Raw genomic sequence first — 18781 nt, 5'->3', positions numbered from 1 at the left:
CAACTGTCGGTACTCCTTTTTCCGTATCTGGAAATTTTATGAATGGAAGAATTGGGGATAGGGAAACCTTAGCTTAAGAAAGGGGGGGCTTCGGATGGATCAACAAATAGAAAACATCTCGACCATCATTCGACGAAGACTGAACGACTCACCTGATCTTGTCATTAAAACCTATATCCTTCAGGATCGAATCGAAATAACATGCATGTATTTAAATACGATCACGGATCAAAAGCTGATAGATGAATTGGTTATATCCGGTATACTGACGCCGTATTCCCCGTTGAAGGAGGAGCAAGACCCTTTTCATTGGTTACTATCCGCATTCAAACAAGCGGAAATTAAGGAAGTGAGCGGGGCGGATTCCTGCATTAAAGAATTGCTGAAAGGGCAATGTATTGTCGCTTTGCCTGGGCAAGATGCCGTATCCATAGCTGTCTGTAGACAAGAGACGCGCAGCATAACTGAGCCAGAAACAGAATCAGTGGTCCGAGGACCACGAGAAGGTTTCGTGGAGAATTGCTGGCGCAATCTATCACTTATTCGCAAACGGCTGAAGAGCGAAAAATTGGTTGTTGAGGAGATGGTCATTGGAACCGAAACCCATACAACGGTTTGTTTGCTCTATATGAGGGGAATTACTGATCCCGCCTTAATTCTTGAGTTTCGCAAGAGGCTGAAAGCGATTCAAACGGACAGCATTCTTGAGAGCGCCTATGTTGAAGAGTTTATCCAAGACAAGACCTTGACGCCTTTTCCCCAGTTCATGTCCTCAGAAAGGCCTGATGCCATTGTTGCCAGGTTGCTTGAGGGACAAGCAGCCGTCATTACGGACGGGACTCCTAATGTATTAGCAGGGCCTATTACTTTTTTTCAGTCATTCTCTACATCCGAGGACTACTACCAAAGATCTGATATCGCTACCTTATTGCGCTGGCTCCGCATGTTAGCTTTTGTTATATCCGTATTTACACCTGCTTTATTTATTTCCCTTGCCAGTTATCATCAAGAAATGCTTCCTTCATCCATGCTGGCCAACCTATCCTCACAAAGGGAGGGCGTGCCGTTCCCGGGCGTGATTGAAGCTTTCGGGATGATGGTTATTTTTGAAGTCCTTCGGGAAGCCGGACTGCGCATGCCAAGAATATCCGGCCAAGCGATATCCATTGTGGGCGCACTGGTGCTTGGCCAAGCAGCGGTAGAGGCAGGAATCGTGTCGGCAGCGATGGTTATTGTCGTATCGTTAACCGCCATTGCAAATTTCGTTGCCCCGAATTATGGATTTGGTATCGCTCAGCGGCTCATCCAATTTGTATTTATGTTTTTAGCCGGCATTTTAGGCTTTTTTGGCATCATGTGCGGTGTGTTTGTACTGCTGATCCATTTGGTATCGCTTCAATCCATGAACGTTCCGTATTTTGCGCCAATGGCGCCTCTAAAGCTATCCAATTGGAGAGACACCTTTATCCGTATTAATCGGCCATTAATGAATCGTCATCGAAGTAAGGGGAATGGGTAAGGTGATTCGATGTGAAGAAAAAGCTTTTAGTTCTTGTATCCGGCTTGCTGCTATGTTCAGGTTGCTGGGACATGAAGGAGATTAATCAACTCGCTATCGTCGACATGATTGCGATAGACCGGGATGAGAATGGAATGTTCAACGCCTATTATCAAGTTCTCAATCCGCCAAGTATTGAAGCTCGTAGATCAGGTCCGGCGAAAGCAGCGGTTTATACCTACAAGACGACATCTCCGACCATGGGGCGTACATTGGAACAAACTGGCGCGGTAATGTCTAGAAATTTGTACACCTCACATCTACAGTGTTATGTCGTATCGGAGCGTATGGCAAGAGAAGGTTTATTCAAAATGGCCAATTATTTGGAAAATTATAAGGAACGCCGAACCAATGTTTACGCCATTGTTTCGGAAGATCCCGTGTCCAACGTGATCAATACGTTCACTTTATTAGACCGTGTTCCAGGGCGAAATATCCGTTTATTACTGGATTGGCATGCTAGAAGGTTCGGGATTAACAAGCTGCCGACAAGGATGAAAGATCTTGTCGCAGGTATTCCCTTCAGCAGGCCGACCGTTATGCCCATTATTCAGTATACAGGGGACAATGCTGCATCTCTGTCCGATCGGCTGGAAGATATGAATGCTACAAAGCAGAGTTTGAAATTTAATGGTGGAGCCGTATTTATTAGGGCCAAGATGGTCGGGAAGATCAGCGATGACATCAAGAACAATTATTATGTGCTGAACGGATATGCGACCCGTAAACAAGAAGCGTTTAAACTAAATGGCGATACGATTGCTGTAGAGATGCGCAATATTCAGATCAAGCGGAAATGGTTAGCGAAGGACAAGCTTCACATTCGAATGTATACCAAAATGGGCTTAATAAACAACGAGCAGGATAAGAAATTAACAATTCAGAACATTAAAGAAATGGAAACAGCCTTTAACCGCACCTACCAAAAGAAGTGCGAAGAGTTCGTTCATTTCGCTTTAGAGAAAGACTGGGACATGCTTGGTATCGGTGATACGGAACAGGGCCGAGATAGATGGAAAGAGGTTCAAGTCGAATTTGAAATCCGTTCCAAGCTGATTTTTTTAGGAAACACCATTACACCGTACGAATAGGAGAATAACGTTGGAACAAACTTCATTAACCCCTTTCCAAATGTTTTGTGTTGTGACATGTTTTGTCGTGGGGACCACCTTTATCATGCTGCCAAACGCGACGATCGCAGATGCAAAGCAATTTGGATGGCTTGTTCATATATGGGGGGCGGCTTTCGGTGTTCTTGTGGGATGTTTATGGATTTATATTTCTGGAAAACATCCCGGACTTTCTCTCGTGCAAATATTGAACCAGTTATTCGGCAAATACGCAGGCGGTTTTATCTCCGTCTGCTATATTATTTTCTTTCTCCAAATTGCTGCTTGGGTGACGAGGAATGTCAGTGATTATTTACATGTCACGATGATGCCCAAGACACCTCAAACGGTATTTCATCTAATGACCCTTGTTGTGTGCGCATATGCAGTAATGAAAGGGATCAGAGCGATATCCCTCGTTAGCATATTTATCGTGCCTTATATATCCATTTCCTTCTGGCTTCCTTATACCGTCATGTTAAACGAATGGGAATGGCGAAATTTTCATATCCCAACGGATTTTCATTTTTGGCAAACACTTGTGGAAACAAAATATGCATTGGGTTTTCCTTTCTTGGAGACCGTTGCTTGTATGATGATATTTCCAATGGTTCGCTCAAAGCTGAAGACGGCCGTTTTAGGCGGGACGCTCTTTGGAGGGATTCAAATTGCGCTTTCCGTTTTTTTTGCAATTGGGATTCTTGGAGTCTATAGATCATCCCATCTCATTTATCCGAAGTACACCATCTTTCGGGAAATGGAGTTTTCCAGCTTCATTGAGCATCTTGAATCCATTATTTCCATGAACATGCTGTTAGTTGTCTTTGTAAAATTGAGCGCAATCTATTACTTTGCTGTTACAGCTATTTGCCAAGTGTTTACCATACGCAGTCGTGCCGTCGTTGCTTTTCCTCTGATAGCCATTATCTCCGGGTATTCGCTTTTGTTCTCCAACATTGCTGAGAATGCCTTGTGGATTCATGATTATTTATTTGTTTATTATGTGCCGTTCGGAATTGGTTTCCCCGTTCTCATGTTAGTGTTTACTTGGATGCGCAAAGGAAGAGGTGAACGTGTCATATGATTGGTCTCTTGGGAACGTTTATTGCTTTTTCTGTCGTGGGATTCGTAATCTTACGTTATCTGCGATTGCAAGCCAGAGAGGTGTGGGCATTCGTAATTATCACGTGTATAGGCTTCGTGCTGTGGGTAAGCATTATTATGCATCATCCGCTTGATCTGAACAAAGCAATTGCCTGGATGATTGATAGTCTGCAATTAAACCTATAAAGTTCCAACAATGTTCAATTGCATATTGATCCTGGGGGAAACGGTCTTCGCAGGATATGGTATAGTAAGGATATTCACTACCATATACTCCCATCCTGAAAGGGCGGTTTGAATGACAGGAATGCGTTCGCAGGCTCCAACGCGGGGCGTGCAGAAAAAGGATAGCGAAAGCGGCGAACGAGCTGTTCCCAAGGTGGAGCGCAGCGCAACAACTAGCCATTGGATGCAGCTGCAGCGGACACTGGGAAACCGAAGAGTAGGAGAGTTGCTGCAAAGAGACATGCAGCTTTCAGCAGCGCCAACAGAAATTGTCGTGCAAAGGGCACCAGGTCTGCCAACGAAACAGGATTTGGAGAGAGATGGGCTGACAGCCGGCACCAAGTTTGGGTTCGGTAAGACTTCATGGGGCAATCTTGGCGATGCGCTCGTCGCATACGAGAAGTTAGGCAATACGGATTATGCTGCTCAGAAAGAGCAATTAACGAAGCTCGAACTTATTATTGGAGAATGGCGTGCAAGCTACAATCTAAGGGAAAGCAGTAAGAAACTAAAGAAGAAGGATCCGGCAAAACTGCTTAAAGTTAATGAGATTTTGGAGAGTATCGAGCAGAGAAGAGCTGTCATTCAAGAAGCGGAGGCACCATCGGATGGTCGAGATGGACGCCGTCGGGCAGAAGCTTTTAGCAAAAGAGAAGTCATTGCTCCTCTGACAAAGCAACAGGAGATCGTGGAAGAGAAGAAAGAAATAAAAGCTTCCGAGACGATGGACGAATATTTGGAGAAGAGTGGGTACAAGCAAGACCGCAATTATATGTCATGGGGGAATGGTACGATTGCACACGTAAGTTGGAAAGCACATGTTGGCTCTGGTGATGCCAACCAGCGTCTGGCAATTGCGAAGATGGTCAGTCCATTACTTACAAGTTGGAAGGTCTACCATAAATTCGATATTACCCAAACTCCTGAGCCTATCGATAAATTTCTTACGGTCTACCCTCCCGATGCGGAGGAGGATTGGGAGTTTATTGTCAATATGCTTGAGACAGCATTAGGCGGTTTTGCTACTGTCGATGTCACTGGCGACATGCCCGTTGGGGAGACCGGCAAGGTGAATATGCGGCATGGTCAAAATACGCCGCTTACGTCAAGTATGCTTAGAGGTGTAGATGTAGCATCCGATGGCAAGGTTGGAGATTTTACAAAGATGGTGGGTACTGCCGTGCAAGGTGACGGTCTACCTTTGTGGGAATTAGGTGGGAAATTATTCTTCAATAAGACCGAAACCGCGGAACCTCCTTCTAAACTGAATCCGAATACGATTTATATGGCGATTCTTGTGGATGGACGGATCGTCCCGGATAAGAGGGAGGAGCCGAATCCCGCGAACGTCCCACTTCCGAAGGGAGTTAAGAAATTCGAGCGCCTATAAATGAAAAAGAGACCGCTGGATGCGGTCTTTTTTCTATAGCGATTTTCACTTCTTCTCAGGTGAAACGTCGAAGGCTAGAAGCTGCGTCACTTGCGAAGCACCGAAATTGTTGTCAGAGACGACAACAAGGCTGTCGTGCCCGTTTTGGAGCTTCGGTCCCCATGTTATACCTTCTACATTGTCGAGTTTCGGCAGGCCTAATGTATTAAGATCCAGCACCAGCTTCTTTGTAAGAGGTGTAAATTGGCCGGCCGTTAACGAATCAAGGTTGTTCACATTCGTCGCTTGAGCAGCATCCGCTTCATAGATGCGAATATAATTGGAATAATTGCCGTCGGCGGCTTGCACGCCGGAACGTTCTAAGATGAGGAACTGGTGATCATTGATCGCAAGCATTTCCGAAACGCCGTTATCGGCGCTTTTGCCTTGTCCGGGTTTAGCCGGGATGGCGTCAATCGGATAAGCATACTGCGCGATGATGTCGCCGCTCCGATTATATTTCGTTATTCGGGAATAGGAACCAGCATCCACCGTCGAAATTTCGCCGTCCTGGTAGAGCGCGGCTTCCATGGATGTAAAGTAGTATTTTCCGTCCGGGGAGAAGCTGCTTCCTTCCAGAGCGAGATTGTTGCGGAAACCTTTCTGCGTGGAGCTGCCGCTATTGGCGTCGATTTGGAATGCTTTAGGAGTCAGGATGGAAGACAAGTATTTGCCTTTTAATGTCGCTTGGCGGATAAAAGGGTTCAAATTCAGCGTGCGATCGCCTTCGCTCGTATACCAGATCGATTTGCCGTTAGGATCAAAGCGGATCGATTCCAGATCAGGGACGATGCCTTGCTGATTAGCCGTGTACTCTTTTTTGTTTGGATAAGTTGTACCATCCTCTTGTTTGAATTGCGTCATACCGGTTAGTTCGACACCATAAAAGCTTTTGGTATCGTATTTCAGCTTCGCAGTGTAAAAACGAGCAGGAGCGTTGTCTGAACGATCGTCACTGATCAGAATCCATTGATGCGTTCTTGGGTTGTAATCAATACCGGATAATCCGCCAACAAGCGTTTCCTCGAACTTCAGATCGTTTGCGATTCGTTGCTCACCAATAAACGTAAGTTGTCCGACCGTGTGATTTTGAGCATGCTTCGCTTGCTTATGAGGGTTCGCTGCTTTCGGTTGTTGGCCTTCCGTCATTGGAGCTTGTCCACCTGGTTCCGTCGTGGCGGCCGAAGCGGCAGTGAATGGTACAGAGGCCAGCAACAAACCGGCGACAGCACTTGCGGATATGAGCTTTCTTACCTTCACGTCAACACCTTCTCTCCCAAATTCATCCATCAGTAACGAGGACACTCTCATTATATAGAAATGCGTCAGAACGGGACAATAGGATATGGGGAAATTTACATAAGCTTTAATTCTGGGACAGAAAGGATTATCCAATTAATTCCAGAATACTTGTAAATAGAGTTTTTAAGATCATGGGAGGGATTAAGATGTCAGATGGCAAGATCCTTTTTGATCCAATGAAACACCCAGAATGGATACCACCTCATAGCAGTGAATGGTATGAACAATTATTCATAGAAACAGGAGAGTACAGATACCCGTGGAAGTCGCAGTTCGAAGAGCCGAGAGCTGAAATCATTTTCGGTAATAAAATAGCTGCTAACTTAAATTATGGCCGATTATTGGATGTAGGATGCGGACACGGTGATTTTGCCTTACAATTTGGCCTAGATGCCAGAGAAATTGTCGGTATTGATGTTCTAGAGGGTTTTATTGATAAGGGCAACCTGAGTAAGACATTGGGGAACATCAATTTCATGGTTACGGATGGGAATGGTCATTTACCCTTTCCAGATGATTATTTCGATGTAGCCTATACGAAAAAAGGACCAAGAGACTGGTATCATGAAGGAAATCGCATTGTCAAACCTGGCGGAATGATTATGGCTCTCTATCATGCAGGTAGCCATGGAGGTTTAAGAGATCGTTTTCCAGGTCTCTATTCACCAATGCCTCAACCTGAAGCAAATGATATATTGTCTAATCTTAATCTTCACGGGAGTGGGTTAACGGATATTCATGTAGAGCTGCTTGAAGAGATAGAATACCTTGCTACGCCTGAAGATGTGCTTATCAAAAAATGCTTTGGGCAGAACCACAAACTAAAGGAAATCGTATGGCAGGAGTGTCTGCAAGATGTCGAGGTAATATTTAACAAGTATGCAACAAAGCAAGGACTGAAAGTATTTAATTACTATCACTTGTTAACAGCAAAAGCTTCGTAATCAACGCTTAAAACCAATCTTTCACACAGCGAGGCTACCAATCAATTCTACCAATCTCCACCGTGGTAAATTGTGGTACTATAATTAATATCAGATTCATTGTTAATCAGCACTAAGGAGGCTCGAAACCCGTATGCAAGCCCATGCATCTTCGAAATCAACCCGAACGAGCAATTCCTCGTTGGAGAAGCAGTCTCCATCTTCAAAAATGGCGGATCAGCCATCTTCTTCCCTGCGAATGCCGATGAATGCCTCCTCTGTTCTGCAGCTTCAGAGGACGATTGGCAATAAAGAAGTGGCGCGTATGATGTCGCAGCAGCTGGCAGCGCCAACCACGTCGATTGGGCAGCCTGTTATTCAACGAAAATTAGTAGCCCAGTACAGCGATAGTTTGAAACGCAGCGCAACGACAAGCGACTTATTGCAAGCTTTCGAGCTGATAGGGATGAAGAGCCAAATCCTTTCGGCGAAAACAAATGCACGGGTGAATCCTTATACATTTAATGCGATATTGGAGCAGGAAATAGATGAAGCGGACTTTACTGTACAGTTAGCGAAAGATAAATGGGAGCAGTCCCGAGACCAAATCAGCCAACTTGCGAGCAATGTCCTGCAAAAGCTGTACTTGGACCCAACGGTTTCCAATGACGATGGGGAGACGGATATTTTTTATGATACGGTTGAGGAACATACAAGTAAGGAAGATATACTGCCGCGCTTGGAAGATCTGCGGACGCACATGCACATTTTTCCCGGTGATATGAAAACAAAGCTACTGAATTACTATGCGATGGCCTCTTTATCGAAGCCTGATTCGCTTTTGACTATAGATATGGCCGCCATTGAAGAGATGGAGTCTTACGTTCTGGACTTCTCGAAGAACATTCTTCAAGAGGTGAAAAGGTTGAACAGCCGAATCGCACAAGATGCAACGCTTGCCCGACTGGCTCCTCAGCTTCAAGATTATTTAAATACGTTCCTGTTTGTAAAAGCTGAGGATTTAGGCGCCTTCCCTTTGAAGGAAGTGTCGGACAACTTAGCGTTTCTCTCTAGGCGCATCGAGAGCTTAGAGTCGGATTTCAACGCTGAACCAAAGCCGGAGGTATACATTCATCAGCAAGCCACAGATGAAGCGCTCGATAAATACGTCACCATGGTCCACAATAACTGGAATGCCGGACGCAACAATCCAACCCGTGATACACCTGCCAAACATACACATGTCGAAGGGTACAGCACCAGCATGATCTTCTCCATGCAAAATGGCAATAAGGATCTATATATTCACGGTGTCGTTGCCTTTCATATGGACAACAGTATGTCCTCCTCTGACGCAAGGGAAGCATTGGACATCGAGGATCGCTCTCAGACATTGGCCAATTTCATTGCTTACATGCCATCCGGCGGTTCATGGATTACGAAGGATCAGTGGTATCTAAATAAAATAGCACAGTATTTTACAGTTGATTTTCTATAATGGATGTCACTCATATTTCTCTTTATAACCTAGCAGCCTGGCTAATGGAGAAAGGATTTTGAAGACGGTTTTCTGCACTGGCCATGGAGGATTTACCACTTGAATTTCGTTCTGATAATTGAGCATAGGAAGAGACATACGGACTAAGTTAGGCGTGCCTTTTGCGTTAAGTTTACCGTCTCTTGCAAGAGCGAAATAGGTACGGAAAAATCCTTCAATCTCCAGTGCAGGCGTAAACTTTTGAATCGTATGCGCTTCTGCAGCGTCTTCATTCCAGAAGTAATGAGGAACTCCCGCAGGAATCTCCAAGAGATCTCCTGGTCCTAGAACACGGGTCTCGCCGTTAATATAGAAGTGGATTTTACCGGAAATCACTTCCAATGAACTTGTTTGTTTCGGATGAATATGTTCGGGTTCTCTTTCTTGCGAGGGCGGATTAAAGCTTTCAATTTCCAACAAGGCACCATTCGTCTCTTCCCCGGTCGTACGGAATATCATTTTTTGTCCGCTGCGGGGATTCGTTATTTGTCTGTCAAGAGTTGTCATGACAGCCTCCTTATTCATGGTCAAAGTCAGCTAATACAGGGAGTCATTCCTCGTCGTAGTTCCAAGAAAAGATGGCATCCCAGCTTCATGGTATCCCTTCCAAATGTGTATCGTCAATACGCTCAGCCAATTAACAAAATTAAAATAATTGGGGAGGAATTTTTATGCCGATCAATTTTCACGATGAAAAGAACAAGGGGACGTATACAACAAGGACAGCTGATGATACATGGATGAGATTCATTGAGAAAAGGATGGATGTTCGCAATAAAGGAGTGGCGGATATCGGGTCTTCCCATTGTCGAAAAAGACTCATGGACCGTCTGGATAGCCACAAAAAAATAGAGGCTAGGAAGCCTCTATTATGTATTTGCTGAACACAGTTAATTTTCATATACATCGCCGCTATTCGTGATAATGCATCCAATTGTCAGATCAGTTTCCAATTTAGGATAATAGTCTTGACGCCAGTTCGCGAGCTGATCGAAGGGCAGCTTGTTCCTGAAATATTGACCTGTTCCTAAAGCATCGGATCCTATCGTTTTTAGCTGACTGAAGAGCTCCTCATACCGCTTTTTTATATCTTTGGCGAAGGCTTCCTCGATTTGTTTTTCATTTAAATTGCCGTTGTTTTCAATAAGATGCAAGGAAAGCTGCATATTCATATGAAGTACGGGATGTTCATCACGCCAATCGGTATGTATGCGGTTTTTACATTTGACAATGGCTACGCTTGCCCGATTCGTTACTTGAACAACAGAACCTTGAAACAATTCTTCGTATAGGTTGATTAACAGAGATTGTTCCTTTTTAATTTCCCCTTTCATTTTCCCCTTGGCCATGACGGCAGACCCTTGAAACTCCAGCATCGTTGATTTTCCAGATCGTAGAATGGGGATGGTGACATCTTCCGTGTCTGAGTGCATGGCGCCAAAAATTTTCCAAACATAGGCTAAATTAATTTCAGGACTCCATCCTGCATTTTTATTGAAAAAATTCATGAGTGCGCTTCCGTCCGTCTGGATGACACGACCTGTATGAGCCAGAAAAGCCCCGATTTCCTCCGAGGTAATAGCCACCAGCGCTTTGGTAGGGAGTTGCTGGCTTCTCGTGATGAAGGCTATCGCTTCTTGAATCCCATCTTCCGCAAGCTTACGATCAAAAACGATAAATTGTACATGCATAAAATCTATGCCGGCTTCAATATCTGTATCAATATCCGTAAGTGCTTTACTGATCGTGTCGGCTTCTTTGTAGTAAACCTTGGACGATAATCCTTGCTTTTGAGGTGATGGAATTTGAATATGAATTCTGTATTTACTGACTTTGCCATAGGAAATCCCCATGACAATGGGCAATACCCGATGATTTACGTCTTTAATATCCCAACAGCCGGTTAGCAGTACTGCGCATATGATTAGCAGAGCTCCGGTCTGAAGCTTACGCATCATTTTTGAAAACCTTCTTTCTATACGCTCTTTGAATGAAACCACCTCGGAGATACACAGCAATGGGGATCACCAAGAAGACAAAGATACGAAACCCGATATCGGATGCGTAAATCTTCACATAGGAACTCCAATTCGGAATCATCGCGGATGCAACAAATACAAGCAAGCCTAGGATGGGCCTAATATAAGTCTCCTTCCATCCAGGTATCATTTTGCGAACTAACACAGATGAAGCCCAAAGCGCGTATGAGGTGATGACTAGCACGAAAGCAAGCAGAGCGACGGCATAGAATAATGAAATTCGATGAAATATGGTCCACGTAAGATTAACTGTGTCAATACTTGTTACCAGTGGGAAATTCATTAATGTTGCTGCGTTGACACCAAAGACAAGCATGGGAATATAGATGATCACCACATACAGCACAGTCAATGGAATCATTGTAATCAAGAGCGGCTTCAACTGTACTTTAATAACAGGCGGCAGCATACCCAGAAGAAGGAAAGGGCAGATCGTAAATAAGGGAACGAGGAACTCAAAATGCTGCATAAAGTCAAAGCTTGTATTTACAAGTGGAAATAGGTTGGTCAACCTTGCATTAACGGAACATCCCAATAGGGCAAATAAAAGAGCTGGGAAATACAGAAATGACAATAAAGTGCTGGCTCTTAAGATACCTCGTGGTCCAATTGAAGCTCCAAGTAGCGTAATGGAAGAAAGTAATAGCAAAATTGAAATTAACGGCGATCGGACCACGAATACGATAATCATGAGTTCAGCAAAGCCGCGAATGGCCATAACTCCAATAAGGAGTATATAGAGAATAAGTGGAAGAAGCAGGACGGTACTAACCCATCTACCAAGCGGAAGAAGCAGATCAGCATAATCCAGATTCCCTGCTTTGTTCAAACCTTTCAAGAGAATGACCATGAGGATCAATTCAATAAGCATGTACATCATGGCTGGTTCCCAATGTCCATATTTCGTCGTATGTAACATCGCTCTTGGAAAGAGCAAAAATATGATACTGCAATGAGATCCGATGAAAAAAAAGGGGATTGTTAACGTAGAAATCCATCGAGAACTCATAGGCTGGCGTCACTCCTTTTCAGTTGTTAAGTTTGTCTTAATTTTTTGAAATCGAAAAAACTCATAAACGGTATACCAAAGTGTTCAATTCTACACACGTAGAAGCAAATCGCTATAAAACCGGCGAACAAACCGAACACACCAAAAATGCCGGAAAGCACAACGATAACTGCTCTCATAATTCGTATATTCAACGTGTTTAAGTAATTAGGAAAAGCAAAGGTGGCCGTAACGGAAATGGACAACACAATGATAACAAGACTGCTGACCAGTTTTGCATCGACAATGGCTGTTCCAAGAACGATACCCCCGATGACCGTAATGGAGGCTGCAATACTTTTGGGTAACCGCTGTGTGGATTCAATACTGATTTCGCTAACGATTAATAAAAAAGCCATTTCTAAAAAGGTAGGCAGCGGGATGCCGATTCGGCTGCTGGCTACGGAGAGGGCAAGTTCGATCCGCAGTGTTTCCGGATTTACGGAGACTAGAGCTACATAAAGTCCAGGGGTCAGTAACGCGATTAGCAGGCTCATTAAACGTAAGGAACGGAGCGCAAGCATAATGAGCAGGGGAAGTTGTCTATCCCACTGAATAGAAATAAAGTCGCCAAATAACAGGGGCAGCACGTAAGCGACGGGCTCGCCATCTATCAACAGGATGACTCGGCCTTTCATCATGGATGAGGTTGCTTGCATAGGGATCTCTGTTTTATAAAAAGGTGACAACAAGTCAAAACGGCTGCAGCCGAGTATTTCCATCAGGTCTTGACCCGTCTGTAAATCTCTGTTTGAAGCATTCTGCAAGTTACTTTTTACTTGATGCAGCAGTTCCTTATTGACAAGCTCTGAATGGTAAATCAAAGACGCCTCTTTCGTTGCGCCTCCTGTAAATGTAAAACCTTCAGCTATTAAATAGGGCGAATTTAGTGATTTTCTAATGAGTCCAATGTTCGTGGTTAACGGTTCCATGAAGGCGACGGCCGGAGCGAATGGCATCGATTCGTTCTCGGGCTTTTCAATAGATCGGGTAAGAGAAGTGGGAGTTCCTTGAAAACTGAATGCTTGTTCACCCGTGGCGTTAATTAAAACCACCCGTCCCAGTTGAAGCTCACTCATCGCCTGAGGGCTCCATGGCTTGCCAACCAATCGCATGCAAATATCCTCGTAGGAAACGTTGGACGTAACGCCGGAGGTCCAAATAAACATAATGGTTTCCTGCGAATTAACAACAGAATCATAGTAAACCAACCACATCGATTCCGCTCCGAGTTGCAGCCGTTCGATTTTCAAATCACGGTGTAGCTCTGCTTTTTTTCCTATGACCTCCAAAAAATTGCTCATGGCTAACCTCCCTGAGATAGTGTTTACTATAAATTGGGAATTATTCAGCCTTCACGTGCATGATGCAAGCAATCAAATAAGGGCCGATCATCCAAAAACAACTTTGGACAATGACCCTTATTTCCAATTTACTTCCCAAATTTTTGCTGTAAAAATTGCAGGGCATCCTGAAGCATCTTGGCAGTCGCGCTGTCCACATACTTGCTGTCTCTAATGGCGGCATCAAAGAAAGTCGGATCTTTCAGTTGATTTTGGTTCACCAGTTTCTGAAGCACGGCGACCGCTGTCTGCAGGCTGTTATAGACGGTTTGGTTTTTGAAATAACCTAGATTCCATAATAACCGGAGGAGATCGTCTAAATGATCCAGATCCATGATGACCTTCAATACATAGGTACGTACAATTGTATTGCCCGCGTGGTCGGATGCTGTAACTTCAATTGTATGCTGACCCAACCATAAATTAAGCGGTTGAAGGTTTATGTTGGGGCTGACAATGACGCCGTCCATTTTAACTTTTGATGAGGCTACTCCACTTAAAGCATCTGAAATCCCAACATTTAATACAATTGGATCCGTCCAATAAACCGTTAACGGACCGGCTATATTGATTTCAGGAGCTTGTGGATCATAACGAACTTCGACAGAGTGCCCAGCTTCTTGATTCCCGGCGATATCCGTGCTGTAGTAGTAAATCGTGTTCACACCATAAGTGCTTACGGTAACCGATGTTCCGGCACTTGGTGTTCCACCGTTTAGGGAGTAGAAGGTCTGTTGTACGCCGCTTAAAGTATCATAGGCCGCTAATGTGACGGTTTGCGGTGTGCGCTGCCAGCCCTCTAAGGAGGTATGGGTGGTAGTTGGAGCCGTTTTATCGATGCCTATAATCAAATCTTTGGGCACTTCTTCGTTATTCATTGTATCAATGGAGCGGTATTGGATTCGGTAAATCCCATCATCGGCGAAAGTGACCGGCTGACTGGTGACAGCCTGCCAAGTCTCTGCTCCTCCCAGAATGCGGTACTCGGTCCGCTTGATGCCTACCCCGACAGTCGGATGTTCGACTGTAAAGGCAACCTGCACATTTTGCTTATTGAATGTGCCAGAACCCGTTGCTCCGTCCGCTGTCGCCGTGGTCACAGGAGGGGAGACATCCCGCTTAGTTATCTGAAACGTAATTTCTTTGGTGTTGTTACTACGATCCATCTCTGTGAATCGCCCGATATCATTAATATTGACGCTTAATTGGTAAGTGGCTTCTCCATTGGGCACTTCCCAATACCCGTTTTCACCTCCAGCATTCGTATACAGCGTAGCAGTGCCGCCAACTGGAATAGATTGATTGTACGTATCTGTATAGCCGAACGAACCACCGTTCAACCCGAACACAGCTCCTGTAATCTGTCCGGCAGGGGTGGGAAGAAGCCCTACATTTTTCACGGTGACATAGAAACGCACGCCTGTTTGCCCGGCATAAGGACTGGCTGGATCCGTTCCAAGGTCGGTTACAATCAAATCAGGGCCGGGAGTCAGGGGCTGGCGTTCCAAGCTCAGAAATTCAAACGATTGATGAATAACACGGCCGTTTTTAGCGACAACTTTGATGATATGATTTGCCATGGGGAGGCCTGTTTTTTCGAAAACCAGCTTCTTCGCGCCTTGTGTGTTTGCTGTTTTCAAATCAACCGTTGTTTGCAGGACATCGTCCATATAAACATCTGCCACTCCCAAAGTAGACTCAATATCGGAATACCATCGGATTCCCGTGCCTCTAAAAGCCATAGCTGCGTAATCGCCAGGTGTTGTCGTTTCATGAAGATCCGCTCCATTAGCCCCTAAAGCAAAGGTAGCAGAGGAGTAATACGTATTGGGACTGGAATGAACAACATTCGTCCACAGGTTTTGAGGTGTTTCATCCAAGAGGCCTTCCGTCAGCTCAAACCAATCGAAGTAAGCAAATACATTATCGGTGCTCTTGACGATGGAAAGCACAAGATTGCTTACGTCCGCAGGCATCATGACATTGTATTCGATTGTCGTATAGACGTTAGGCTCCGTTCCAGGCAAATCAATGGAGCGAATCAACTGATTGTTGATCGTGAGATTGACCTTTTTATTCGCTGCAGCACTATATTTGAGCTTAAGAATATAATTGGTATTTGCTTTGACGGGAGGTTTCAGCAAATTCATTCTCCCTTGCGTGTAATACATCCCGACAAATGTGCCATGATGTGTCACACCTTCCAGCTCCGTTTGCTCCGATTCCACATGTAAAGCTCCTGTAGATGTCGTTGTAAAAGGGGAGGAAGGTAAAGTTAAGGAAGATATGGCAATTGGGGAGCTCGGCACGGATTCATTGCCCGAATCATCATAAGCGATAAGCGTATAGGAGTGAGCACTCTCAGGACTCACATCTTGATGTGTGTAGCGTGTGACTGCTCTAGGAAGCTTTGCAAGCAATACGCCGTTATCATACAGCTTATAACCTGCCACTTCTGCATTATCCGTAGAGGGCTGCCATGTCAGTTTAATTTGTTTGTATGAAACGGCCCGCGCTTGCAGCGAAGGTGTACTTGGTTTGGCATTTTCGTACGGAGTCAAGATGTATTGAACGGCTTCACCGGGCTGAATCGTTTCCGATAACTGTGCGCCGAAAGCGGCGTCAACGATGCTAAAACTGCGAGCAGCTGCATATGTGTTGCCTGCACCAAAACGTTCTGCCGCATACTGAACGTTAGCAGGCAGGGTAACGTGCACATTCATCGTGACCGGAGTCGTTTCGAAATTAACAAAGTTAAGCAGAATTTTGTTGGATTTGGCTCCGGTACTGCTCACACTAAGCGTTGATGTATCCACCGCACGGAAGTAAGCTTTTTTTCCGGCAAGCTCATTCTGATTGGTATACACATAAGGGAGCGGTTTGCCATGCGTGCTGTAGGCAAGCGCCAAGCGGCGGAAAATTTTCAATCGCGTTTCATCGGGATCGCTCGCATTCATCCATGCTTCCGCATCATCAGCGGCATTCATCTCGATATCTTCTTTCAGCAAGCTGTACTCTCGGAAGTAGGCGGCATGCTGCATAATGTAATCCAGATAACCAATCGTGCTGCGCGTTTCCCGATCGAAGATGGAGGCGAAGCGATGGGTGAAAGTGTCATACCGGTTATTGTCCGTATGAAAATCATTAGCCCCTGTTTCACTCATCATCATCGGTTTCGCGAGTCCGTCCCCTTGATATTCAGGAAAGGTTTTCTGTGTTTCTACAAGAGCGCCACCTTCACCGCTTGAAATGCCGCTTAAGGTATAGCTGTGACCGTTGGTCATATCGGTATAATCTTCGATTTGCCTGCGATAGGCAGGATCTCGCTCCCATCCATCCGGAATGCCTTTGGAAGGCCAGTAGGCCCAACCTGGAGAAACCGCTTTCAACCATGGGTTTAACAATGGCTTTTGCTCGCTAACATACTTGGCCAGCGCCAAGTCAGCGGCAAAGGCATTGTTGAACACACCAGGTTCATTATCCAGCTCCAGGTATTCGAACAAATCTCCATTATCTGCAATGAGATTGTTATAGTACTCTTTCAGCTTCTCCGGAACAACGCCAGATGAGAGCTCCGGGTCTTTGATGTAAGTTCCGAATGGCAGCAGCACAGGTGCTAAATTCAAATCGCGCAGGGCAGTCAGCCATTCACGCGAAAATTGGCTGCTGCGTATGACGTTTCCACTGTAGGCAAGCCCCAGCCACTTCGTTACTTCCATCGTTTGCAAGTCACGGTCCTTCAACACATGCGATACTAACGCCGTTCCCAGACGAATATACCGGCCGTGAATGGGTTCCGTTGCTGGAGCAATCAAAGCCTCAAGTTTGGCATAATCCCATTCAAACCAATGGAATTCGTCGCCTGCAGTTCCGGCATACAAACCACGATCCAATGAGAGCTTCAGCTCATTAGGTCCAACCTTTAACATTTCCTTAGGAATGTACAGCTCGTAAGTTTCTTTGAATTTCCGATTCGTATTTCCTCCGCTAAGGCCGACAATCTGGATTAATCCGGCCATTGTATCATTGGAAAAGACAGCTAACTGCGGAACGGATACATAGGCATCTAAGCTCCTGAAGCTGAATTGCACACCATACTCCGGAATTGCGTCTAAGTTGTAAGTAATCACCATCGTACCGTTGCGGCTAAGCTTTAAGCCTTTGGAAATCGAACTCCAATCTGAGCGGGTCGCCCAGTCGGAAGGGAGATTAATGGATTCCGTAGGAGATGATTTGTAATCGCTAAATTCAGAAGAGAGCTGATCATCAAGCCCTATCCGCCAAAGCAACGAATACGCAGGTGTTGGCTCTGCAGCTTTAATTTGTGTGTAGAAGGTAGTTGAAAACAGAGTCTTTCCTGCAGGCTGCGCTGAAGTCTCTTTTAACCGAACCTGAATTTGTCCGGTCGTATAATTGATATTCTCCAGCTGGAGCGGGTTCATGGATACCGTTTGCCACGAGTTGCCGCGATCCGTGCTGTATTCATAGGCGGCTAGATCCGAATAACCGGGAACAGGCGTCCACCCGAATGTGTTTGCTGTGTCGTCCTGGACGGGATTTGTTGGTGCATCAGGCAGCACAAATGGTGTCAAGTAAGAGCCTGGTATCACTTGTTGGGTTATTCCCGGACCTTGCCATGCGACAGCCAGATTATCATTCGAGGTGTTTTCCTTGTGCAGAGCCTCGATATAATATCTCTTGCCGCCTATTAACGGAATGATCACGGATTTCTGAGTAGGAGACTTGTTCCATTCTCTGGGCTTGGCGAAAACCGTGTTCCATGCGATTTTTTCTTTGTGCGCAGGATCGCCATCCGGACTCAGCCATAACTCGGAGCTGTCATCCGCAGCAATCCAGAAGGTGTAACCACCGCTGATCGGAGGCGTCAGAAAACCATAAACGCGTGAACCATACAGATCCCCGGTATTATTGGGTGTCTCAAAGCTGGTGAGTATCCTGGAACCCGAAGGGGGCGCTTTTACCGGAATTTGTTCTACTTTCCCGCCAGGAATATTGTTCCAATAATCCTGGGTGATACCTGTTCCTGCAGCTAAGGCACGGTAAGCAGGGAAGAGAGGGAGCAGCGAGACAATGATTGCCGACAGAAGGATTGAAACAAGGAGTTTTGACTTGTGTAGGGATCTCATAATTACCTCCAAATGAA

Annotated in this window: 13 protein-coding genes; 7 read left to right on the top strand and 6 right to left on the bottom strand. The window is 45.3% G+C overall.

Annotated elements, in window-relative coordinates; all coding sequences use genetic code 11:
* The first annotated feature begins 94 nt into the window (after nt 1–94).
* The 5 genes from ACKTT9_RS21740 to ACKTT9_RS21720 all read left to right on the top strand — a co-directional run bounded on the left by ACKTT9_RS21740 (nt 95) and on the right by ACKTT9_RS21720 (nt 5386).
* The gene (locus tag ACKTT9_RS21740) at nt 95–1519 is read left to right on the top strand and encodes a spore germination protein (RefSeq protein ID WP_407867596.1); all 1425 of its coding nucleotides are present in this window, start codon (nt 95–97) and stop codon (nt 1517–1519) included.
* 11 nt (nt 1520–1530) lie between these two features.
* Entirely contained in the window at nt 1531–2649 is a 1119-nt protein-coding gene (locus ACKTT9_RS21735) for a Ger(x)C family spore germination protein (protein WP_407867595.1), read from the top strand.
* A gap of 10 nt (nt 2650–2659) precedes the next feature.
* A complete protein-coding gene (locus tag ACKTT9_RS21730; protein ID WP_407867594.1) occupies nt 2660–3751 on the top strand; it encodes an endospore germination permease in 1092 nt (363 codons plus the stop codon).
* Complete coding sequence (locus ACKTT9_RS21725) at nt 3748–3957, top strand: hypothetical protein (protein ID WP_407867593.1); 210 nt, start codon at nt 3748–3750, stop codon at nt 3955–3957. Before ACKTT9_RS21730 ends, ACKTT9_RS21725 begins: the two co-directional genes overlap by 4 nt.
* Before the next feature lie 112 nt (nt 3958–4069).
* Nucleotides 4070–5386: a hypothetical protein gene (locus ACKTT9_RS21720; RefSeq protein ID WP_407867592.1), complete on the top strand. Its 1317-nt coding sequence runs from the start codon at nt 4070–4072 to the stop codon at nt 5384–5386.
* A 45-nt stretch (nt 5387–5431) separates the two neighbouring features.
* Here ACKTT9_RS21720 and ACKTT9_RS21715 read toward each other — a convergent pair whose 3' ends face one another.
* Nucleotides 5432–6685 carry an esterase-like activity of phytase family protein gene (locus tag ACKTT9_RS21715; protein ID WP_407867591.1) on the bottom strand — a complete coding sequence of 418 codons (1254 nt, stop codon included), beginning with the start codon at nt 6683–6685 and terminating at the stop codon, nt 5432–5434.
* Between the two features lie 188 nt (nt 6686–6873).
* On the opposite strand from ACKTT9_RS21715, the gene ACKTT9_RS21710 reads away from it, so the two are divergent.
* A complete protein-coding gene (locus tag ACKTT9_RS21710) occupies nt 6874–7671 on the top strand; it encodes a class I SAM-dependent methyltransferase (RefSeq protein WP_407867590.1) in 798 nt (265 codons plus the stop codon).
* Between the two features lie 133 nt (nt 7672–7804).
* Nucleotides 7805–9148 (top strand): hypothetical protein, encoded by a 1344-nt coding sequence (locus tag ACKTT9_RS21705; RefSeq protein WP_407867589.1) that lies wholly within the window; start codon nt 7805–7807, stop codon nt 9146–9148.
* A 6-nt stretch (nt 9149–9154) separates the two neighbouring features.
* Here ACKTT9_RS21705 and ACKTT9_RS21700 read toward each other — a convergent pair whose 3' ends face one another.
* From ACKTT9_RS21700 to ACKTT9_RS21680, 5 genes are all read right to left on the bottom strand, one after another.
* Nucleotides 9155–9694: a cupin domain-containing protein gene (locus ACKTT9_RS21700; RefSeq protein WP_407867588.1), complete on the bottom strand. Its 540-nt coding sequence runs from the start codon at nt 9692–9694 to the stop codon at nt 9155–9157.
* Nucleotides 9695–10077: 383 nt separating this feature from the next.
* Nucleotides 10078–11145, bottom strand: coding sequence for a Ger(x)C family spore germination protein (locus ACKTT9_RS21695; RefSeq protein WP_407867587.1), 1068 nt, complete (start codon nt 11143–11145; stop codon nt 10078–10080).
* Complete coding sequence (locus tag ACKTT9_RS21690; protein WP_407867586.1) at nt 11135–12235, bottom strand: GerAB/ArcD/ProY family transporter; 1101 nt, start codon at nt 12233–12235, stop codon at nt 11135–11137. Before ACKTT9_RS21690 ends, ACKTT9_RS21695 begins: the two co-directional genes overlap by 11 nt.
* Before the next feature lie 26 nt (nt 12236–12261).
* The gene (locus ACKTT9_RS21685) at nt 12262–13578 is read right to left on the bottom strand and encodes a spore germination protein (RefSeq protein ID WP_407867585.1); all 1317 of its coding nucleotides are present in this window, start codon (nt 13576–13578) and stop codon (nt 12262–12264) included.
* A gap of 128 nt (nt 13579–13706) precedes the next feature.
* Nucleotides 13707–18764, bottom strand: a complete 5058-nt coding sequence (locus ACKTT9_RS21680) for an OmpL47-type beta-barrel domain-containing protein (RefSeq protein WP_407867584.1) — start codon at nt 18762–18764, stop codon at nt 13707–13709.
* Nucleotides 18765–18781: the final 17 nt, after the last annotated feature.

Source organism: Paenibacillus sp. P36, from assembly GCF_045866505.1.
GTDB classification, from domain to species: Bacteria; Bacillota; Bacilli; order Paenibacillales; family NBRC-103111; genus Paenibacillus_E; species Paenibacillus_E chondroitinus.
The sequence above is the reverse complement of the archived record's forward strand: the minus strand, read 5'-3'. Positions and strand labels throughout refer to the sequence as shown.